We start from the raw sequence: 20,088 nt of genomic DNA, 5'->3' as shown, positions 1-20,088 counted from the left end.
AACAGGTTCGGCCCCGGTCCCACCGCGGGGCCGGGGCCGAACCGCATCCCGCTACAAGTTCCAAACACATTCCGCACTCAGAGAGGAGCGCATCCATGACCTCGCAGATCAAACGCGGAGTCAGCCTGTACTCGTACCAGCACGAGTACGCCCACGGCACCTTCACCCTCGAGGATTGCGTCGCCGCAGCCGCCAAGGAGGGCGCGCTGGGCATTGAGACCCTCGGCGAACAGATGATCCCCGGCTTCCCCTTCCCCGGGCAGGCCGACCTGCCCGACTCCTTCTACTCCTGGTGGAAGGACCTCATGGCGAAGTACGGCACCACGCCGACGGTCCACGACATGTTCCTGGACACCAAGCGCTACCGGGGCCGCCTGCTCAACCACTCGGAGATGGTCGACTCCCTCAAGCGCGACATCCGGCACACCGCCAAGCTCGGCGCCAAGGGCATCCGCATCATCGTCAACACCCCGCCCGAGGTCGTCGAGTCCGCCGCCCCCTACGCGCGCGACCACGGCGTGTGGATGGGCGTGGAGGTCCACGCGCCGTACTCCTTCGAGGACGACTGGATCAAGCGGCACCTGGAGGTCGCTGAGCGTCAGGGCGCCGACGTCGTCGGCTGCGTCCCGGACATGGGCATCTTCGTCCACCGCCTCCAGCGGGTTGTGGTTGACCGCGCCCTACGCGACGGCGCCGACCCGGAACTCACCCGCGAGATCGTGGAGACCTACAACTCCCACGGCGACACCCAGGCCCTCTTCGACCGCCTGGAGCGCCAGGGCGTCGACGGCGTCACCCTGGGGCTTGCTCGATTCGGCACCCACATGGGAGCCAAGCCGGTGGACAGCCTGCGCGATCACGCCGAGTTCATCAAGCACATCCACGCCAAGTTCTTCGAGATGCACGAGGTCCCCGGCTCCGATTACTGGCACGAGTACTCCATCCCCTACCACGAGATCGTCCCCGTCCTGGACGAGATCGGATACGACGGTTATCTGTCCAGCGAGTACGAGGGCAACCGCCACATCGAGGACGCCCAGACCGTCGACTCCGTCACCCAGGTGGCGGCGCACCAGGCCATGCTCAAGGCACTCATAGGAGAGGAGAACTGACATGTTCGACGAGATGATCATCCGCGAGGGAACCGTCCACAACATCACCGGTCCCGACGGCGAGGTGACGGGCTTCTCCTTCGAGAGCCACATCCCCTACTACCGCGGCCTGGGACTGTCCATGATCGAGACCCCCGAGGTCACGGTCGACGGCGAGGCCGTGCCCGTCGAGGACCTGCGCTTCACCTACAACGGCGTGACCCGCACCTTCGACGAGCTCGCCGACGTCTCGGACGTGCGCTGGGAACTGCGTACCTTCGCGACTATCACCGTGCTGCGCCCCGGCGGGCTCACGCCCGGGGAGCACGAGGTGTACGTGAACCTGCGTCTGCGGGTGTCGTACCTGCCCTATACCTCGGAGAACCGCTTCACCCGCAAGGTCACGGTCGCCTGACGCGTCGTCGGCCTGACTGCATACATTCATCAGAATCCTTCGTAAGGAACCATCCATGCCCACCAAATTCATGAAGCTCGGTTTTGACGAGAAGGTGCTGCGCCGCCTCGTCAACGACTCCGACGGCTACGTCCTCGAAGTCGGCCTCAACTACTACCGCGGCACCCCGATCTCCGCCGTCGAGCGGATGGAGCTCAGCGTCGACGGCGAGCGGGTCGACGACGACCGCATCCTGGTGGAGATCAACGGCAAGTTCCTGCGCCTGCCGCAGGTGCCACTGGCCTTCACCGAGTACTGGGGCGTTAAGACCCCGATTCGCCTGCACGTGACCGGCGAGCCGCTGGCCGCCGGCGAGCACGACGTCGACTTCGTGTGCGAGGCGCGCGTCGTCTACATGCAGTTCGCCCCCGGCGTCTACGGAATGTTTGACGCCTCCGCGTCCGCCACCCTCACGGTGGCCGAGGACTCTGAGAACTGAGGAGCAAGACCCATGGCAAAGATCAACGGCATCGAGCAGGCCATCTCCTGCTACAGCTACACCCAGGAGTTCATCGAGAACGACGACTGGAGCATCGACACGATCTTCGAGCACGTCGCCGCCAAGGGCATCAGCAAGGTGGAGCTGGTCGGCGGGCAGACCTTCCAGCAGTACCCCACTCCTCGCGCCGATGAGATCGACGCGGTGCTGGCCGCCGGCGAGAAGCACGGCGTGGAGGTCTTCTCCTACGGCGGCTACGTCGACCTCGGGCGCATCACCGGTTACCAGATGAGCCGCGAGGACATCCTGTCCGACATCCGGCTGGACATCATGACCGCCCGGAACGTCGGCGCGAAGTACATGCGCGCCACCGGTTTCGAGCCGGAGCTGGCCCCCGCCGTCAACGACCTGGCCGAGCGCTACGGCGTGCAGATCGGCTTCGAGATCCACGCCCCGCACACCCCCTCCGACGCCACCACGCTCGGCTTCATGGAGACGATCGAGAAGAACCAGCTCGGCTCCTTCGGCCTGGTGCCCGACTTCGGCATGTTCATCGAGCGGCCCACCGAGATCGCCATCAACCGCTACGTGGGCCTGGGCGCCAAGCGGGAGACCCTCGACTGGATCATCGCCAACCGCCACAACGGCATGACCGAGGAGGAGATGCAGGAGCACGTCGCCAAGAACATGGGCGGCGGCGAGGGAGAGAAGGTCGCCATCTCCGAATGGTTCGGCTACCTGTCCTTCGCGCCGGCGGAGCTCGACTCCTTCGCCGCGATGGTGCCGTATGTGAAGTACGTGCACGGCAAGTTCTACCACCTGGAACTGGACGAGAACGGCAAGGTCTTCGAGCCGACGATCCCGTACGACAAGGCGCTGTCCATCCTCGCCGAGGGTGGCTTCCAGGGCGTCTTCATCAGCGAGTACGAGGGCCACGCCTTCTACCTCAACGACGCCGACGAGCAGCTCGACCGCCACCTGGCCCTCGGGAAGAGCATTCTCGAGAACCTGTGACGGGCCGGCTCCGGTGGGGCAGGCGAACCCAATAGACGAGGGGAGGGGCGGTGCCAGGCCTACGACGCCTGGCACCGCCCCTCCCTCACCGACCGGCACCTGTTACACACCGAGACCGGCACTAGTCGCGTTATGTAAGTTGTTTGAGCCAGTGGTCGATGCTGGCGATGTGGGTGGTGACTTGGTAACGGACGGCGAGTTTGTCGTACCTGGTGGCGAAACCGCGGTATTATTTGAGACGGCCGAAGCCGCGCTCCACCGCGTTGCAGTCCTTGTAGGCGATCGGGTCGAAGGTGGGCGGCCGTCCACCCAGTCGGCCGCGGGCCTTGCGGTAGTCGGCCTGGTCGGCCTTGACGGGGATGGTGGCGGGACTTGCCCCTGTTACCTTGTTTGTTGTCGCCGGTGAAGGAGTGCCGGTGGCTGGGCCAGCCGCTGTGGGCATGATGTCTTGCCCCTGTCGTTTGATGATCCGGGGGGCGAAAGCCACCGGTGGAGGCGGGCGGATGGTGACCGCTGATTAGGGGAACGACCCATTAAGGTCTTTCGCAGGCGTGGGTGCGGGACCGTCTGCCTTACAGGCTGACCCACTAACGCACGAAGGGGCGCAGGAAAGGTGAACATCGAGGACGTGGAGGTCTTCGTCGGTACCGGGCGTGGGCAAGGCCGAGCACTGGTCGACGGCCCTGACCACAGACGGCAAGAAGCTCGTCGACAAGGCCCTGCCCAACGACGAATCCAGGCTTAGGGACCTGTACGAGCGGCTCGGTGAGCACGGCCGGCTCCTGGTAGTGGTGGACCAGCCAGCGACGATCGGCGCCCTGGCGGTCGCGGTCGCCCAGGACATGGGGATAACCGTGGGCTACCTGCCCGGTCTGTCCATGCGCAGGATCGCGGACCTGACCCCGGGCAACGCCAAAACCGACGCGAAGGATGCCGCGGTTATCGCGGATGCTGCCCGCACCATGCCCCACACGCTCAGGTCCATCAGCACTTCGGACGAGGACGCCGCATCCTTGTCGATGCTGACCGGTTTTGACTTGGACCTGGCCCGCCAGGTCAACCAGACCGCGAACCGGATCCGGGGCCTGTACACCCAAATCCACCCAGCCCTCGAACAGGTGCTGGGCAAGTGGCTCGAACACGAGGCCGTGCTGGAGGTGATCGCCGCCTGGCCCACCCCACAGTCATTGAAGAAGGCTGGCCGGGCGCGGATTGACGCCAAGCTCAAGGCCAAGGGCGCCCGCCGCCATGCCGCCTGGGCGCAGGCCATCACCGACGCCCTGGGCAAGCAGACCGTGGTGGTCGCTGGTACCGACGCCGCCGGGGTGGTGCTGCCCCACCTGGCTCGCCAGCTCATCGCGCTGCACGCCCAACGCGACGATGTCGCCGCCCAGGTTGAGGCCCTGGTGGAGGCCCACCCTCTTTACCCGGTCCTGACCTCCATGCCCGGGGTGGGGGTCAGGACCGCAGCCGTCTTCCTGGCAGAGACCGCGGGCAAGACCTTTCCCTCCGGCGCACACCTGGCCTCCTACGCCGGACTAACCCCCGTAACCAGACGCTCCGGGTCCTCCATACGCGGCGAGTACGTCTCCCACGCCGGCAACAAGCGCCTCAAACGCGCCATGTTCCTATCAGCCTTCTCCTCGCTGCGCTCCGACCCGGCATCCCGCGCCTACTACGACCGCAAACGCGCCCAAAACAAGAAACTTGGGCCAAGCCATACTCGCCCTCGCCCACCGCCGCATCCTCACCCTATACGCCATGATCCGCGACGGCTCCCTCTACGACCCCCAACCAGCCCAGCAACAACTACCCGCCGCCGCTTGACAAACCACATAGGGGCACCCCCCAGGCGTGTGCGACGAGCCTGACTTCGGGCGTCGACCCCGCGCGAGCGGGGATGATCCGATTGCGATGGCGATGATGGTCATACTGATTCTGTCGACCCCGCGCGAGCGGGGATGATCCCATCTCAAACGGGTTGATCTCCCCGTTGTTCAGGTCGACCCGCGCGAGCGGGGATGATCCGGGTGTAGGCGCCGACGCCAGGTCCAGGATTGGTCGACCCAGCGCGAGCGGGGATGATCCAGAGCGTCGGCCAGGTGATCGCCGACGCCCTGCAGTCGACCCCGCGCGAGCGGGGATGATCCGTTATCCACAGGCCAGGCGGTCAAAAACGGCTCGTCGACCCCGCGCGAGCGGGGATGATCCGTTATCCACAGGCCAGGCGGTCAAAAACGGCTCGTCGACCCCGCGCGAGCGGGGATGATCCGGGCCTGGTCACCCTCGCTAAGGACGGGGAGGAGTCGACCCCGCGCGAGCGGGGATGATCCCGCTCTACTGGACGGCAAGACGCCCGACGAGAAGTCGACCCCGCGCGAGCGGGATGATCCTGCCTTGACCATGGCGGAGGGCTTGCTGATTACGTCGACCCCGCGCGAGCGGGGGTGATCCCGCAGGCACCCATCCGACCCGCCCCAAGTCAGCCGTCGACCCCGCACGAGCGGGGATGATCCCCACCACGCCCGGCCCCGGCCTGGAGGCGTCGACCCCGCGCGAGCGAGGACGATCACATGACCTAAGTTGAGCTGTCTATGACCTCACTAAACGGCACCGACACTGATGGCAAGCCGAAGCGTAGCTTCACGACTCCCCGTGAGTTCATCAAGTTCATCGGCGTAAGCCACAACCAGGTCATCCACACGCTCACGAACACGTGCAGCCACGCCACGCCACCACGACGCCCCGAGCGTGCGTGCCCGACCGGGTGGCATGTCGGCGTCCTGACGCCACACCAGGAGCATCGGCTGCTTCCGCTCGGCGGCTTCCGCCACGATGGCATCCACAGCGTTGCGCGTGTACACCTCCAGCTGGTGAACCTCCGCTGCCACGCCAGGCGGCGGCGTATACTTACCCTTCTCCCAGTTTTGGACCGTGCCCTCGGATACTGCCAAAAGCTCAGCAATCTCCCGTCGCGACAGCCCTAGATGCTCTCGGACTACTCTGAACTCCCCGCTGTACATGATCACCTTCACATAATGCGCCGCTGCGTTGCCGTATGAATAGGCGTCCACTTCCACCCTGATCGCAACCTCTCAGCCACGTGCAGACAGGAAGTCTTCTCCTCCTAGTCCACGCAAACGAAGGCGGCCCGCGCGGACATCAGAAACTCATAGGCAGAGACGGGTTGGCCTGCCCGCAGCACGTTACGCGCCAAGTGGGGGCTGGCTCCCGCCTCTGTCCCGGTAACTCTATTACGCATTCCCGACAAGCGCACCATTACTACCAACCCAGTACACCCGAATTGAAGCCGATAGTTGTTCCACCACGACGCATAAGCGTTACGGATAGCCCAATCGTCTTCGCCACCCCGGTCTCCTCTTTCCATGCCTCCTACTAGCCGAGCGCGCTGCGCCCCCAGTCAGACCCAGTCCCCAGTCAGTCCCATACCTCCTTCCCTGCCCCGTCCGCCCTCCGGCCCGCCGCCCACACACCCGCCGCACCCGGCTACCCTCCTGCCATGACCACGCCCGTCACCACCGCGCCCGCCGACACCCGTCACCTCGTGCTGACCTTGTCCTGCCCCGACCGCCCCGGGATCGTTAATGCCGTCTCCGGCGCACTGGCCCGGCGCGGCGGCAACATCACCGAGTCCAAGCAGTTCGGCGACGAGGTCTCCGGCCTGTTCTTCATGCGCGTGCAGGTGCAGACCACCGTGGCCCGCGAGGAGCTGGAGAAGGACCTGGCCGAGCTCGCCCGCACCTACTCCATGACCTGGTCGCTGGACGAGGTCGGCCGCCCCATGCGCACCCTCATCATGGTCTCCAAGGAGGGCCACTGCCTGACCGATCTGCTCTTCCGCGCCCGCAGTCAGGGCCTGCCGATCGACGTCGTCGGTGTGGTCGGCAACCACGAGGACCTGCGACCGGTCGCGGACTTCTACGGAGTCCCCTTCCACCACATCCCGGTCACCAAGGACACCAAGGCCGACGCCGAGGCGCAGTTGCTAGAGCTGGTGGACTCCCTGGACGTAGAGCTGGTGGTGTTGGCCCGCTATATGCAGATCCTCTCCCCCGCCCTGTGCGAGCGTCTCCACGGCGGCGTGATCAACATCCACCACTCGTTCCTGCCCAGCTTCAAGGGCGCCAACCCCTACCGGCAGGCGCACGAGCGTGGCGTGAAGCTGATCGGTGCTACCGCCCATTACGTCACCCCCGATCTGGATGAGGCCCTATCATCGAGCAGGACGTCACCCGCGCCAGCCACGAGGACTCCGTGGAGACGCTGCGCGCCAAGGGACAGGACGTCGAGCGCCGGGTGCTCGCCCAGGCGGTGCGCTGGCACGCCGAGCACCGGGTACTGCTCAACGGTCACCGCACCGTCGTCTTCGCCTGACGCCACCTGGCGCCGGTGAACCGTCCCTGCCCGCAGCCTCAGGCGCTCCGGCGCGGCAGCCGGTTGAGCCGCTCGGTCATTGCCAGTCCCAGCAGGGCCAGGGCCAGAAGGTAGAAGGGCAGCAGCCAGAGTCCGACCCGGCCGGAGATGATCCCGAACAACGGCGGCATGATAGTGGTCCCCGTGTAGGCAGCCGCCATCTGGATGCCGATAATCGCCTGCGAGTTGGCGCGCCCGAAGTTCGCGGGCGTGGAGTGAATCACCGCCGGATACACCGGGGCCGCCCCGATGCCGGCCAGCGCGAAGCCGACGAATGACACCTGCCCCAAAGGCAGCGCCACGATCGCCGCGCCGATGGCCCCCAGCAGGAAGCCGCCGCGGATCAGCATCCGGTCCCCAACCCGGTCGGCGAAGAAGCCGGATAGGAAGCGGCCCGCGGTCAGCCCCAGAATGAACAGGGCGCCGAAGGATGCCGCCGTGGAGGCGTCGAAGCCTCGGTCCGCGACGAAGAAGGTGGCGCCCCACAGCATCGCCGTCTGCTCGAAGGCGCAGTAGGCGAAGAATGCGAGCAGCACGGAGGGCACCCCGGGGATGCGCAACGCCGTCCGGATCGAGACGTGCCCGGCGGCGTCTCCAGCGGCACCGCCGGCCCCGGCGGCCTCGTTCATCTCGGCGCCCTCGTCCTCCGTCGTCGACTCGCCGGGATGGATAGCCGCGACGCGGCGCCAGAGCGGCAGGCTGGCAAGCAGCACCGCGGCCAGCCCGATCTGCAGGAGGCCGATCCCCCGGTAGGCCGCCGACCAATCGCCGTCGGCGGAAAGAGCCAGGCTCATGACGAAGGGGCTGATTGAGGCGCCCACGCCCCAGAAGCTGTGCAGCCAGTTCATGTGCCGCGCGCTGTAGTGCAGGGCCACATAATTGTTCAGTGCCGCGTCGACGGCGCCCGCGCCCAGGCCGTAGGGGACGGCCCACAGGCACAGCATCCAGAACTGGGTGGCCGTGGAAAAACCCAGCAGCGCCGCGGCCGTCATCGCCACACTCACCGCCGTGACCACGCCCGCGCCGAAGCGGCGGGTCAGGCGTTCCGACGCGAGAGAGGAGACGATGGTGCCGACGGCGATGATGAAGGTGACGCCCCCGGCGAAGGAGACCGGCACTCCCAAGTCCTCGTGCATAACGGGCCAGCCCGCCCCCACGAGCGAATCCGGCAGCCCCAGACTGATGAAGGCCAGGTAGATGATGGCGAGCAGCAGCAGATACACGGGAACCTCTCGGGGTAATGGAACGCGGTACTGACAGGCCGTACAGCACCAACCACAAATTGACCGATGGTGTTATTTTACTCGTTCCCTCCCCGGGCGCAAGGGCACCGTAGCCCCACCGCCCCCTGCTCTCACCTGCGCGCCTACGCTGGAGTCTTAAGCGACCGCACCGGATTCACCGGCCAGCCGCGCAACTGCCCGCCGATCAACCTTGCCCGGACCGCGCAGTGGTAGTGCCTCGGCGACGACGACGTGCTTGGGCGCGTGGGCGCCGTCCAGTCGTTCCCGCGCGACGGCGCGCAGCCACCGTGCCCAGTCCCGCCGGTCGCCAACCTCCTCCATCGACTCCGGGACGACGACGGCGGCAACCGCCTGCCCCCACTGTGCATCGGGCAGCCCGACGACGCAGGCCTCCGCCACCCCGTCCAGCGCGGTGAGCACGTGTTCGACCTCCCGCGGGACAACCTTGATGCCGCCGGTGATGATCACGTCGTCCACGCGTCCCAGCACGCGCAGGCGCCGCATCCCGTCCGCATCGTCGATCAGTTTCCCCATATCGCTGGTGAGCAGTTCGCGCCCGGTCCCCAGATCGGGACGCTCCCGGAAGACCGCCGCGCCCGCCGGCCGATTGTCCGACGCCCCCTTCTCGGCGTAGCCGCGGGCCAGCACCGGCCCGGACAGCACGATCCTGCCGACGCCGCTCGCATCGGGGCTGTCGATGCGGGCCTTAACGCCGTCCAATGGCACGCCGTCGTATACGCAACCGCCGCCGGTCTCGCTCATGCCGTAGGTAGTCACCACCCGTATCCCGGCGGCGCGGGCGCGTTCCAACAGGGACGGGTCGGCGGCAGCCCCACCCAACAGGACGGCGTCGACGCGACTCAGGATGGCGGCAGCCGCTCCTGCCCGGGAGCCAGCACGCGTACCAATTGGTGGGTACGAGGGACAGCCGGACCGGACCGCCGCGGGCGGCCAGAGCGCGCTCAACCCCGTCCGCGAGCGTCCCGGGATCGAAGCCGCCGCTGGGGTCGACGACCACCGGTTCGCGGTCGGCCAGGATGGATCGGATGAGCACCTGTAGCCCGGCAACATGCTGCGCAGGCAGGGCCAGCACCCAGATCCCGCGGCCACCCAGACGAGCGTGCGTCGCCCGCGCCGAGGCCGTCAGCGCGGTCAGGCTCATGGCGACCAGGGCGCCGGTGCCGGTGGTGGAACCGGAAGTGCGCAGCAGCAAGTCGGTCTCCGGGTCGGCGGCGGGTCCGCCGGGGTCGAGCCGCCGGGCCAGGTCAGACTTGACGGCGTTCTCGTCCTCCCCCGGGCCGATGGGAACCAACAGGGGGCGGGCCTGGCCGGCCCGCCCGGCACCTGCCCCGATCCGGTCGCGCAGCACTGTGATGCAGGCGGCGACGTCGTCGGGGCGATTGCCCCCGCGCATGAGGAACAACGGGCGGGGAAAGCTAGTTGTCGAAGACACAAACACCAGGGTGGCACGCCAACCGGCCGCCACCATAGCTCGACGAACGGATAGGGTAGATACGTGCGTGCCGTCGCCTACATCCTCCCGCTGGCGCTGACCCTTTACGCCCTGCTCGACTGCGTGCGCACCCCGTCCGAAAACATGCCGGCCCGCCTGCCCAAGCCCATATGGATCCTGCTGATCCTGCTGATGATCGTGGTGGGACCGATCGCCTGGATCATCACCTCCCGGGTGCGCGCAGCCGAGGAACGCGGTGGCGAAATCGAGCGCACCGTGTGGTCCTCCAGGGAGAGCATCGATCTGCACCTGGCGCAGCGCCCCCGCCCGGTCGCCCCCGACGACGATCCGGAGTTCCTCGCCCATCTCGAACGGGACATCCGCCGCCGTCGCCGCCAGGACAAGGACACGCGTATGGGCGACGCTCCGGGCAGCAAGGATGGTGGCTCCGGCAAGGGCCCGGACGATCACAGGTCGGACGGCCCGGGCGTGTCCTCGGACGGCTCCCCGACGTCCTGACTCCCCCCCCGCTGGCACCGTCCGGCACCCCTAGCACTGTCAGCCAGACGCTCCAGGTACCCCCCCGAAGTGCCCTCCCGCGCGGCGTCGTCAACTTGGTTCGTAGGGGGCGACCACGATCTCGACGCGCTGAAGCTCCTTGACGTCGGCGTACCCGGTGGTGGCGAGCGTACGGCGCAGGGCGCCCATGATGTTCAGGGTCCCGTCCGCACGGTCCGAGGGGCCGGAGAGGATCTGCTCCATGGTGCCGACCGTGCCGACGTAGCTGCGGTAGCCGCGGGGCAGCCGCTCGTGACGGGCCTCGGCACCCCAGTGGTAGCCGCCGCCGGGGGCCTCTTCGGCGCGCGCGAGGGCCGCGCCGAGCATGACGCGTCGGCGCCGCAGGCGATGGCCTTGACCACGTCACCGGAGTTGCCGACCGAGCCGTCGGCGATGACGTGCACGTAGCGGCCACCGGACTCATCCATGTAGTCGCGCCGGGCGGCGGCGACGTCGGCGACTGCGGTAGCCATGGGCATGTGCAGGCCCAGGACCTGGCGCACGGATGAGGAGGCGCCACCGCCCTGGCCGACGAGCACGCCCGCCGCGCCGGTACGCATCAGGTGTAGGGCCGCGGTGTAGGTGGTGACCCCGCCGACCACCACGGGCACGTCCAGCTCATAGATGAAGCGTTTGAGGTTGAGCGGTTCGACCGAGCCGGAGACGTGCTCGGCGGAGACGACCGAGCCGCGGATCACCAGCAGGTCGACGCCCGCTTCGACGACCGTGCGCCAGTGCCGCTGAGTCTGGGAGGGGCTGAGGCGTCCGGCGACGACAACGCCGGCCTCGCGAATCTGCGCCAGACGGGCGGTAATGAGCTCGGGCTGCACCGGCGGGCGGTAGACCTCCTGCAGCACCGCGGTGGCCTGCTCGGGGGCGGCGGAGCGGATGCGCTCCAGGGCGGGGGCCGGGTCCTCGTAGCGGGTCCACAGCCCCTCCAGGTCGAGCACGCCGATGCCACCGAGCTGCCCGACCAGGATCGCCGTCTCGGGGCTCATCACCGAGTCCTGGGGTGAGGCCATCACCGGCAGGTCCACGTGGTAGGCGTCCAGCTGCCAGCCGACGCGCACGTCGCGCACATCGCGGGTGCGGCGCGCCGGGACCAGCGCAATGTCGTCGAAGGAGTAGGCCTGCCGGGCGCGCTTGTCCCGCCCGATCTCGATCTCACCGCTCATCCGTGGTTGTCCTTTCTGTCTCGGTCCTGTACCGACGGTCGCGCAGCAACTGAGTCAGCCGCTGCTGGGAAATGAACCACTCCTCGGCCTCGGGCGCCATAGCTCCGAGAACCAGACGGACGTCACGATACGTGCCTCGGATCTCCTCACTGGACAGCACCGGCTCAAGATGTGCAACCCGGTTACGCACGGCATGCAGCCGACGGACAGCGTCGGCGAGGAGAAACGGCGCCTCTTCCGAAGCCGGGTCGAGGTTAGCGAATGCCTGGTGGAGGGCCTGGCGCCACAGCCACCTGCTGGCTCCACGCCGCCGGTGGCGACGCGGCATGAGCTTGGCCCAGACGCCGAAGGGAAGCTGCCCGATCATGTCGTCATGGCTTGGGTGCTCGGGCCGTTGAGTCCGGGGCCTACGCCGGAAGGCGGCTTGTACGCGCTGCTCTGCGTCAGCCAGGTCCGCTCCGAGTCGCTTGTGCAACTGCAAGCAAGGCGCCAGGGTCCACAGCTCAGAGCCGTTGGAACCCTTCTGAGAGGCGTTCCACGGGCGCAACGCCATGTCAATGGAGTTGCGCATGAGAACCTCTACCAGGTGCAGGGAGGCGTACAGCTCGGCCGACATGTCGATGTTCCACTGGTACAGGCGCAGCGCGGCCTCGTCACTGTCTGTCAGCTCCCGGTAGCGCCGCATCCGAGACTCACTCAGCAGGGGGAGCAACACGGTTGGATAAGGATCCCGGTGCTGCTGCCCCCGGTGCAGGTCTGCCAAGCGCTCAACCAGTGTTCCTTCAAGGTGTTGCAGTCTCTGAGCGATCTCCGCCTGTCCGCTGTGCACATCGCCCATCAGCCCCAGCCCCGCCACCGCCACCGCGGGCAGCGAACCGGGATCCTCGCGCAGCAGCTCCACCAGCGTGCTCAAAGCAGCATCTGTCATGCGCTGGGTGAGGTCCACGGCACCGTCGGCGGACGTATCTCCATGGTCACAGGCCTCGACCAAAGCGGCGCGAACCGCTGCCTTGTTGGTGGCCGCCTGGATGGCGAGTTCGGTGAGGTCGTGCCCCTGCAAGGCGCGTTCGAGACGCTGGGTCGCCTCCGTGAGGGCGTCCGGCGAGTACTCATGCACAGCAATGGGCGCCAGGGAGCGCCGCGCTGCGGCCAGCAGTGCCTCCTGGCCGGTTTCGCGCCCGAGAGTCGCGTGCAGGAGCCGCCTTTGCCAAGACTCGTGGAGGTACTGCTCGGAGGGAGTGCCCCATGTACGGCGCAGCGCCCGGGCGAGCGCGGACACGATGGACTCCGCACCTGGCATCTGCACTTCCTTCCAGACATCCAGACAGCACTGGAGGCCCAGGTGTTCGCCCCGGACCTCCAGCAATGTGAAGTGAGCGACGTCCTTTCGGGCGCTCACTGTCACCTCCAATGTTACCCAGACCGGTTCACACGAAACAACACCGGTCAACGCATCCGAGTCGTCGGCGTCAGCGCGGTGCTCCAGACCGGGGCGCCCCTATGTGGTGTGCCGCGTAGGTACCGACCCGCCGCCCGGAGCAGACAACTGGCGTGCTCAGAACCTGCCGACGCCGAACCAGGCGGGCTTTGGCGAACGGCTGCGACGGTAAGACGCCAGGCCCCCATCTCCGCGCCCCGCCGTCACCGCGCTGCACGCCGCCTCAAGCGCCGCGTCTACGCCGGTAACCCACGTAACCCACACGGTTTGTGTCGGTGGCCGGTGGCACACTCGGCACATGAGCGAGCAACCAGCATCCCTCCCGGCCAAGGCGCCCGACTCCTGGGCCGCCGGCCCGCTGCTCGGGTTCGACACCGAGACCACCGGGGTCTCCCCCACCGCGGACCGGCTGGTGACGGCGGCACTCGTCGCCCGCGGCCCGCGCGGCGCCGATGGCACGCGCCCGCAGCGCATCACCACCTGGCTGGCTAACCCGGGGGTGGCGATCCCCGCGTCGGCCACGGCCGTGCACGGCATCAGCACCGAGCGCGCCCGCGCCGAGGGCCGCCCGGTCGCACAGGTGCTGGAGGAGGTGGCGGCGGCGCTGGCACAGGCAATGGCCGCCAGCACACCCGTGGTCGCCTACAACGCCGCCTATGACCTGACGCTGCTGGAGGCCGAGCTGGCCCGCCATCACCTGCCCACCGTGCGCGAACGGCTGGGGCGGGAGCTGGGCCCGGTGGTGGATCCACTGGTGATCGACCGGCGGGTGGACCGCTACCGCAGGGGCAAGCGCCGCTTGACGGACCTGTGCGCCTTCTACGGCGTGGACCCGCAAGCGGGCGGGCTGCACACCGCGGAGGTGGATGTGGTTGCCACGCTCGACGTGCTCGACGCCATGGCCTACGCGCACCCGGAGATCGCCCGCATTCCGCGCGCGGATCTGATGGCCTGGCAGGCGGCGGCACACCGCGACTGGGCGGTCTCCTTCAACGACTTCCTGCGCCGCCGCGGCCGCACGCCCGACGTCGACCCGGCATGGCCGCTACCCGAGGGCATGTGACGGCGTCGGCGCCGCGGCGCGACCGCGGTCAGGACTCGCGGCCGGTGTAGTTGGGGGCCTCGACGGTCATCTTCACGTCGTGCGGGTGGGACTCCTTGAGCCCGGCCGCGGTGATGCGCACGAACTGGCCGTTGGCCTTCAGCTCGGGGATGGTGCGTGCACCCACGTAGAACATCGACTGGTGCAGCCCGCCGACCAGCTGGTAGACGACGTCGGCCAGGGAGCCGGAGAAGGGCACCTGCCCCTCGATGCCCTCGGGGATGATCTTGTCGTCCCCGGAGACGTCGGCCTGGAAGTAGCGGTCCTTGGAGTAGGACTTGCGGCCGCGCGAGCTCATCGCCCCCAGCGAGCCCATGCCGCGGTAGCGCTTCCACTGCTTGCCGTTGACGAAGACCAGGTCCCCGGGGGATTCGGTGCAGCCGGCCAGCAGGGAACCGAGCATGACGGTGTCGGCGCCGGCGACCAGCGCCTTGGCGATGTCACCGGAGTACTGCAGGCCGCCGTCGGCGATCAGCGGCACACCCGCCGGAGTGCAAGCGCGGGCGGCCTCGTACACGGCGGTCACCTGGGGCACGCCGACGCCGGCGACCACCCGGGTGGTGCAGATGGAGCCGGGGCCCACCCCCACCTTGACGGCGTCCACACCGGCGTCGATGAGCGCCTGCGCGCCCTCGCGGGTGGCCACGTTCCCACCGATCACCTCGATGCCGGCGAAGGCCGGGTCACGCTTGAGCCGGGAGATCATCTCCAGAGCCAGCTTCGCCCCGCCGTTGGCGGTGTCCACCACGATCACGTCCACGCCGGCCTCGGCCAGGGCGCCGGCCCGCTCCCAGGTGTCGCCCCAGTAGCCGACGGCGGCGCCGACCACAAGGCGGCCCGCCTCGTCCTTGGTGGCGTTGGGGTACTGCTCGGTCTTGACGAAGTCCTTGACGGTGATCAGGCCGGACAGGCGGCCGTCGGCGTCGATGATCGGCAGCTTCTCGATGCGGTGCTCGGCCAGCAGCGCCTTGGCGTCCTCGCGGGAGATGCCGGCGGGGCCGGTGATCAGCCGCTCGCGCGGGGTCATGCACTCGCGCACGGTCAGGGTGTCCCAGCGCTCGGGCGGCACGAAGCGCAGGTCGCGGTTGGTGATGATGCCCAGCAGGTTACCGGCCTCGTCGACCACCGGCAGGCCGGAGACCTTGTAGTGGCCGCACAGCTCGTCCAGTTGGGAGATGGTGGCATCCGGGCCCACCGTGACCGGGTCGGAGACCATGCCGGACTCCGAGCGCTTTACGCGGCGCACGTGCTGGGCCTGCTCTTCGATCGAGAGGTTGCGGTGCAGGATGCCGATGCCGCCCTGTCGGGCCATGGCGATGGCCATGTCGGATTCGGTGACGGTGTCCATGGCGGCGCTGAGCAGCGGGGTGGCCAGGGAGATCTTGCGGGTCAGGCGGGAGGTCGTATCGACTTCGGAGGGGATGACGTCGGTGAGCCTGGGCAGCAGGAGGACGTCGTCGTAGGTGAGTCCGGTGGGGGCGAAGATGTCGGGGCTGGTGATCGAGTCGCTCACAGAGGCATCGTAAAGCCCCGACGGCGCCTGCCGCACACCGGGATGCACCACAGCCCCCACAGCCCCGGAACAGACCTGTGGGGCGGCAGGCACGTGCCTGCCGCCCCACGGGTAATGTCAAAACCTCGGCGGGTGCCGGGTCAGCGGGTGACAACCGCCAGCACGTCGCGGGCGGACAGGATCAGGTAGTCCTCGCCGTCGTACTTGACCTCGGTGCCGCCGTACTTGGAGTAGATGACGACGTCGCCCTCGGCGACGTCCACCGGGATGCGCTTGCCGGAGTCGTCGACGCGGCCCGGGCCCACGGCCAGAACCTTGCCCTCCTGCGGCTTCTCCTTGGCGGTGTCCGGGATGACCAGCCCGGACGCGGTGGTCTGCTCGGCCTCGACCGTCTGTACGACGATGCGGTCCTCGAGCGGCTTGATGGAGATCGACATGCGTTCTCCCCTTCTCGCTTCTTGAATGTGGAATGACTGGATGCCGCATCCCGGGAGTGCCGAGCCGCCGTCGCGGGGGTCGGTCCGACACGCGTGAGCTGCGGGTCGCACAAGGTGCCGAAGCACCTCGCGCGCCGAAACAGAATCTACGCGCACCATTAGCACTCAGTCAACGCGAGTGCTAAGCCGCGCATCACGGTTCGCCGAGGGCGTGCCCGGGCCTGTCGTTTACGCCTCCCGGTCGGCACGGGTGAAAGCAATGGCCTCTTCCACGCTGGTCTCCCGGTCCCCCAGCAGCGGGGTGCGGCGGGTAGCCACGTCCCAGGCTGCCTTGACCGCGGCCCCACGCTCGCGCAGCCAGCTGTAGGTCCAGGTGGAGCGGTTGGCGCGGGCGCGCGCGTCTCCAACACCGCTGGCATCCACCCCGACGGCGCGGCACACGGCCACCGCCCGCGCCTCGTGGAAGTCCTGGGTGACGATAATCGCCTCGGACACGCCGAAGACCCGGCTGGCGCGCACGCAGGTGGCGTAGGTGTCAAAGCCGGCGTAATCGACGGCGATCGCCTCGCTGGGGATGCCGACCGAGACCAGGTAGTCGTACATGGCGATGGGCTCGTTGTAGCTGGCCTGACCGTTGTCGCCCGAAACCAGGATCGCGTCCACCCGACCCGACTCGTACAGGCCGGCGGCCACATCCAGTCGGTAGCGCAGCCACGGGGAGGGCTCGCCGGAGGAGTAGACGGATGCTCCCAGCACGATGGCCACCGGCGCGGTCGCGTCATCGTCGGCGGCCCCGAAGTCGGTCACGTGCCCGGAGGCGGCCGCCCACACCCAGGCGTTGGGCAGCGTCACCGCGGCCACCGCGAGCGCTACCAGCCCGCCCAGGGCCCATCGCCAGCGGCGGTGCCTGCTGCGTCGTGCCACGCGTGTCCTCCTTCTCCCGGCCGACGGCCCGGACGTTTCGCCTGCGGACCAGTCGGCCCATACGGACGTGTCAGCGTAGCCCCTGTCGGCCGATGGCGCGGCGATAGTGAGACGGGTCTCCCCCTGCGGCGCGTGAGCGGGTCGGCGTGTCATGATTTTGCGCGATGGACGGCTCCGACCTCGCCCCGCTGCTGACCCCCGAGGGTGGCAGCTGCTCGAATCATTGCCACCCTACGACCCTAACCAGACCCTCGCCCTGTCCGAGTCATTGCGCCGCGAGGGCCGCTCCCCCGCGCTGGTTTCGGCCGCACTGACTCAGCAGCGATTGCGCCAGCGCGCGACCGCCAAGTTCGGCCCCTTCGCCGACCGCATGCTGTTCACCCCCGATGGCCTGGAGCAGGCCACGCGGCTGGCCGTGTCCGCCCACCATGCGGCCCGCTACGCGCGCGCCGGCAGTCGGTTGGTGGCCGATCTGGGCTGCGGTATTGGCGGGGACGCACTGGCGCTGGCCTCGCTGTGCCCCCGGGTGCTGGCGGTGGAGCGCGACGAGGCGACGGCGGCGCTGGCCACCATCAACCTCACCCCCTTCCCCAACGCCGAGGTGCGCTGTGCCGACGCATTGGCGCTGGACCTGGCGGCCGCGGGCGTGGACGCCGTCTTCGCCGACCCGGCGCGACGCGCCGGCGGGCGGCGCCTGACCGACCCCGAGCACTGGTCGCCACCGCTGAGCAGCGTGCTGGCCCTGCGCGAGCAGGTGGCGGCGCTCGGCGTGAAGGTCGCCCCGGGCATTGACCACGCTTTGCTGCCCGCCGACGCCCACGCCCAATGGGTGAGCGTGGATGGCGAGGTGGTAGAGGCCGGCATCTGGTGCGGCCCGCTCGCCCCGGAGGGCCCCGGCCGCTCCGCCCTGGTGCTGCGCACGCGGCCCGACGGCGGACCCCCCGCCCAGGTGTTGACCGACCCCGACTGCTCCGACCCCGCCGTCCCGCCGGTCCAACTCGACCCGGTCGCCGGGCCGGAGACATTGGGGAGCTTCATTCATGAGCCCGACGGCGCCGCCATCCGCGCTGGCCTGGTCGCCCACTTGGCGGGCCGACTGGATGCCCGCCCGGTCGGGCACCGCATCGCCTACCTGACCGGCTCGCGGCCCGCCGGGCCGGAGCTGGCCCCCTTCGTGCGCTCCTGGCGGCTGGTGGAGGTTCTGCCCCTGCACCTGAAGGCGCTGCGCTCACGCCTGCGCAGCCGTGGCATCGGCCGCCTGGAGATTCACGCCCGCGGCGTCGACCTCTCCCCCGACGCGCTGCGCGCCTCCCTGCGTCCGCGTGGCGACGCCGGGGAGACCTGGCTGCTGACGCGCATCGGCGCGCGCGGCGAGCACGGCCGCTCCCCCCGAGGCGCGGTGCTCGTCGTCGAACCCATCGAAGCCGAGATGGCCGCACCCGGGCCCGCCCCGGCAGGCTCGGCCCTGCCGTCCCGCCCGCGCTCCCACGTCCGGACCGTTCAGCACCTTAAGCATCCGCAAAACGCCTCCCGCGAAGGAGCTCCGTAATGACACCGACCACGCCCGCATTCACCCGAAGGCACCGTGCTCCCCTGATCCACCGCACGGATATGCCCTTCGCTCGCTCTGAACGCTCCACGCTCGGCATCGAGTGGGAGTTGCAGTTGGTGGACCGCGACAGTCTGGACCTGCGCCAGTGCGCCGCCGACATCCTGGGCCCGGTGGGCCAGGACCCACACATCCATGGGGAGATGATGCTCAATACCGTGGAGCTGGTCTCCGGGGCGCGTCGCACGGTCGCCGAGTGCATCGAGGACATCGCGCTGGCCTACGGGCGGCTGCTGCCGGTGGTGGACCCGCTGCGGGTGCAACTGGCCAGCGCCGGCACCACCCTTCGCCGACCCGCTGGTGCAGAAGGTCACCGATGCCGAGCGCTACGCCCGCCTGGTTGACCGCACCCGGCTGTGGGGCCACCAGATGCTCATTTTCGGCACACACGTGCACGTGGGCATTGAGAATCGCGACAAGGTGCTACCGATTCTGTCCGCCCTACTCACCCGCACCGCCCATCTGCAGTGCCTGAGCGCCTCCTCCCCATTCTGGCGGGTGCCTCCACCGGTTACGCGGACAACCGGGCGATGATGTTCCAGCAGCTGCCGACCGCCGGCGCCCCGCACCAGCTCGGCTCCTGGGAAGAACTGGAGGGCTTCGTCGGGGACATGGTCCATACCGGCGTGATCGAGGACTTCACCGAGGTCCGCTGGGACGTGCGCCCCTCGCCGCGCCTGGGCACGATCGAGGTGCGCTCCTGCGACGCCGCCACCAACCTGACCGAGTTGGCCGGCATCGCCGCCCTGACTCAGTGCCTGGTTGAGGACTTCTCCCGCCGACTGGACCGCGGGGAGGAACTGGACGCGCTGCCGCCGTGGTACGTGAATGAGAACAAGTGGCGTTCGGCCCGCTACGGGATGGACGCCATCCTGATCACCGACTCGTCCGGCACGGAGGAGCTGGTCACCGACACCGTGGAGCGGATGCTCACCGAGCTGGCACCGGTGGCCGCGGACCTGCGCTGTGAGACGGAGTTGGAGAGCGTGCGCGCGACTCTGGACGCGGGCGCCTCCTACCAGCGCCAGTTGGCCGCCGCTACGGCCGCGGGTAGCAACGAGGCGGCCATGCGGCTGCTGTTGGAGGAGGTGCGCGCCGGCCGACCGCTGGTTCCCGCGGAGGTTACGGCCCTGGTCGCCGACGGCGTCGCGCCTGCCCCGGCGACGCCGGCCCGCCCCTCGCGAGATCGGCACAAGTAACGCA

General features: G+C 68.7%; 15 protein-coding genes, 5 pseudogenes and 1 CRISPR repeat array. Of the genes and pseudogenes, 10 read left to right on the top strand and 10 right to left on the bottom strand.

Annotated features, from left to right (window positions below):
• Positions 1 to 95: 95 nt before the first annotated feature.
• The 4 genes from BW737_RS07860 to BW737_RS07845 are packed head-to-tail and all read left to right on the top strand — an operon-like array spanning position 96 to position 2,998.
• Positions 96 to 1,112, top strand: a complete 1,017-nt coding sequence (locus BW737_RS07860) for a sugar phosphate isomerase/epimerase family protein (RefSeq protein ID WP_086614047.1) — start codon at positions 96 to 98, stop codon at positions 1,110 to 1,112.
• 1 nt (position 1,113) lies between these two features.
• Positions 1,114 to 1,506 (top strand): C-glycoside deglycosidase beta subunit domain-containing protein, encoded by a 393-nt coding sequence (locus tag BW737_RS07855; protein WP_086614048.1) that lies wholly within the window; start codon positions 1,114 to 1,116, stop codon positions 1,504 to 1,506.
• Between the two features lie 55 nt (positions 1,507 to 1,561).
• A complete protein-coding gene (locus BW737_RS07850) occupies positions 1,562 to 1,984 on the top strand; it encodes a C-glycoside deglycosidase beta subunit domain-containing protein (RefSeq protein WP_086614049.1) in 423 nt (140 codons plus the stop codon).
• A gap of 12 nt (positions 1,985 to 1,996) precedes the next feature.
• Positions 1,997 to 2,998 carry a TIM barrel protein gene (locus BW737_RS07845; protein ID WP_086614050.1) on the top strand — a complete coding sequence of 334 codons (1,002 nt, stop codon included), beginning with the start codon at positions 1,997 to 1,999 and terminating at the stop codon, positions 2,996 to 2,998.
• A gap of 232 nt (positions 2,999 to 3,230) precedes the next feature.
• Here the strand turns inward: BW737_RS07845 and BW737_RS18130 are convergent.
• Positions 3,231 to 3,362, bottom strand: a pseudogene (locus BW737_RS18130) (IS5-like element ISMt1 family transposase); the annotation flags it as partial.
• A 255-nt stretch (positions 3,363 to 3,617) separates the two neighbouring features.
• Here BW737_RS18130 and BW737_RS07835 point away from each other — a divergent pair.
• Positions 3,618 to 4,825, top strand: a pseudogene (locus BW737_RS07835) (IS110 family RNA-guided transposase).
• A gap of 52 nt (positions 4,826 to 4,877) precedes the next feature.
• A CRISPR array of direct repeats spans positions 4,878 to 5,331; the repeat unit is 28 nt; unit sequence GTCGACCCCGCGCGAGCGGGGATGATCC.
• A gap of 270 nt (positions 5,332 to 5,601) precedes the next feature.
• On the opposite strand, the gene BW737_RS07830 reads toward BW737_RS07835, so the two are convergent.
• Positions 5,602 to 6,078 (bottom strand): helix-turn-helix domain-containing protein, encoded by a 477-nt coding sequence (locus BW737_RS07830; protein WP_143233326.1) that lies wholly within the window; start codon positions 6,076 to 6,078, stop codon positions 5,602 to 5,604.
• A gap of 440 nt (positions 6,079 to 6,518) precedes the next feature.
• On the opposite strand from BW737_RS07830, the pseudogene purU reads away from it, so the two are divergent.
• Positions 6,519 to 7,393: pseudogene (gene purU, locus BW737_RS07825) on the top strand (formyltetrahydrofolate deformylase).
• 38 nt (positions 7,394 to 7,431) lie between these two features.
• On the opposite strand, the gene BW737_RS07820 reads toward purU, so the two are convergent.
• The 3 genes from BW737_RS07820 to BW737_RS18120 all read right to left on the bottom strand — a co-directional run bounded on the left by BW737_RS07820 (position 7,432) and on the right by BW737_RS18120 (position 10,129).
• Positions 7,432 to 8,655 (bottom strand): MFS transporter, encoded by a 1,224-nt coding sequence (locus BW737_RS07820; RefSeq protein WP_218961846.1) that lies wholly within the window; start codon positions 8,653 to 8,655, stop codon positions 7,432 to 7,434.
• A gap of 156 nt (positions 8,656 to 8,811) precedes the next feature.
• On the bottom strand, positions 8,812 to 9,486 hold the full coding sequence (locus BW737_RS18125) for an AMP-binding enzyme (protein WP_338063884.1): 675 nt from the start codon (positions 9,484 to 9,486) through the stop codon (positions 8,812 to 8,814).
• The gene (locus BW737_RS18120) at positions 9,383 to 10,129 is read right to left on the bottom strand and encodes an O-succinylbenzoic acid-CoA ligase family protein (RefSeq protein ID WP_257210609.1); all 747 of its coding nucleotides are present in this window, start codon (positions 10,127 to 10,129) and stop codon (positions 9,383 to 9,385) included. Before BW737_RS18120 ends, BW737_RS18125 begins: the two co-directional genes overlap by 104 nt.
• A gap of 63 nt (positions 10,130 to 10,192) precedes the next feature.
• Here BW737_RS18120 and BW737_RS07810 point away from each other — a divergent pair, with 63 nt between their 5' ends.
• Positions 10,193 to 10,648: a PLDc N-terminal domain-containing protein gene (locus tag BW737_RS07810; protein WP_086614053.1), complete on the top strand. Its 456-nt coding sequence runs from the start codon at positions 10,193 to 10,195 to the stop codon at positions 10,646 to 10,648.
• A 90-nt stretch (positions 10,649 to 10,738) separates the two neighbouring features.
• Here the strand turns inward: BW737_RS07810 and BW737_RS07805 are convergent.
• Together BW737_RS07805 and BW737_RS07800 are read right to left on the bottom strand one after the other, a co-directional pair.
• Positions 10,739 to 11,862, bottom strand: a pseudogene (locus BW737_RS07805) (GuaB3 family IMP dehydrogenase-related protein).
• Positions 11,852 to 13,261 carry a hypothetical protein gene (locus tag BW737_RS07800; RefSeq protein ID WP_086614054.1) on the bottom strand — a complete coding sequence of 470 codons (1,410 nt, stop codon included), beginning with the start codon at positions 13,259 to 13,261 and terminating at the stop codon, positions 11,852 to 11,854. Before BW737_RS07800 ends, BW737_RS07805 begins: the two are co-directional and overlap by 11 nt.
• Before the next feature lie 337 nt (positions 13,262 to 13,598).
• On the opposite strand from BW737_RS07800, the gene BW737_RS07795 reads away from it, so the two are divergent.
• Entirely contained in the window at positions 13,599 to 14,363 is a 765-nt protein-coding gene (locus BW737_RS07795; protein ID WP_086614055.1) for an exonuclease domain-containing protein, read from the top strand.
• 28 nt (positions 14,364 to 14,391) lie between these two features.
• Here the strand turns inward: BW737_RS07795 and guaB are convergent, their stop codons facing one another.
• The 3 genes from guaB to BW737_RS07780 all read right to left on the bottom strand — a co-directional run bounded on the left by guaB (position 14,392) and on the right by BW737_RS07780 (position 17,276).
• Positions 14,392 to 15,915: an IMP dehydrogenase gene (gene guaB / locus BW737_RS07790; RefSeq protein WP_086614056.1), complete on the bottom strand. Its 1,524-nt coding sequence runs from the start codon at positions 15,913 to 15,915 to the stop codon at positions 14,392 to 14,394.
• A gap of 140 nt (positions 15,916 to 16,055) precedes the next feature.
• Complete coding sequence (groES, locus tag BW737_RS07785) at positions 16,056 to 16,352, bottom strand: co-chaperone GroES (RefSeq protein WP_073327475.1); 297 nt, start codon at positions 16,350 to 16,352, stop codon at positions 16,056 to 16,058.
• A gap of 228 nt (positions 16,353 to 16,580) precedes the next feature.
• Positions 16,581 to 17,276, bottom strand: coding sequence for a SanA/YdcF family protein (locus BW737_RS07780; RefSeq protein ID WP_420835721.1), 696 nt, complete (start codon positions 17,274 to 17,276; stop codon positions 16,581 to 16,583).
• A gap of 151 nt (positions 17,277 to 17,427) precedes the next feature.
• On the opposite strand from BW737_RS07780, the gene BW737_RS07775 reads away from it, so the two are divergent.
• Together BW737_RS07775 and BW737_RS07770 are read left to right on the top strand one after the other, a co-directional pair.
• Positions 17,428 to 18,825: a class I SAM-dependent methyltransferase gene (locus BW737_RS07775; protein ID WP_086614058.1), complete on the top strand. Its 1,398-nt coding sequence runs from the start codon at positions 17,428 to 17,430 to the stop codon at positions 18,823 to 18,825.
• Positions 18,826 to 18,887: 62 nt separating this feature from the next.
• Positions 18,888 to 20,084: pseudogene (locus BW737_RS07770) on the top strand (glutamate--cysteine ligase).
• Positions 20,085 to 20,088: the final 4 nt, after the last annotated feature.

The organism is Actinomyces ruminis, from assembly GCF_002154335.2.
In the GTDB taxonomy this organism is placed as follows: Bacteria; Actinomycetota; Actinomycetes; order Actinomycetales; family Actinomycetaceae; genus Actinomyces; species Actinomyces ruminis.
Note: the sequence above shows the minus strand (reverse complement) of the source record. Positions and strands in the feature narration are given on the sequence as shown.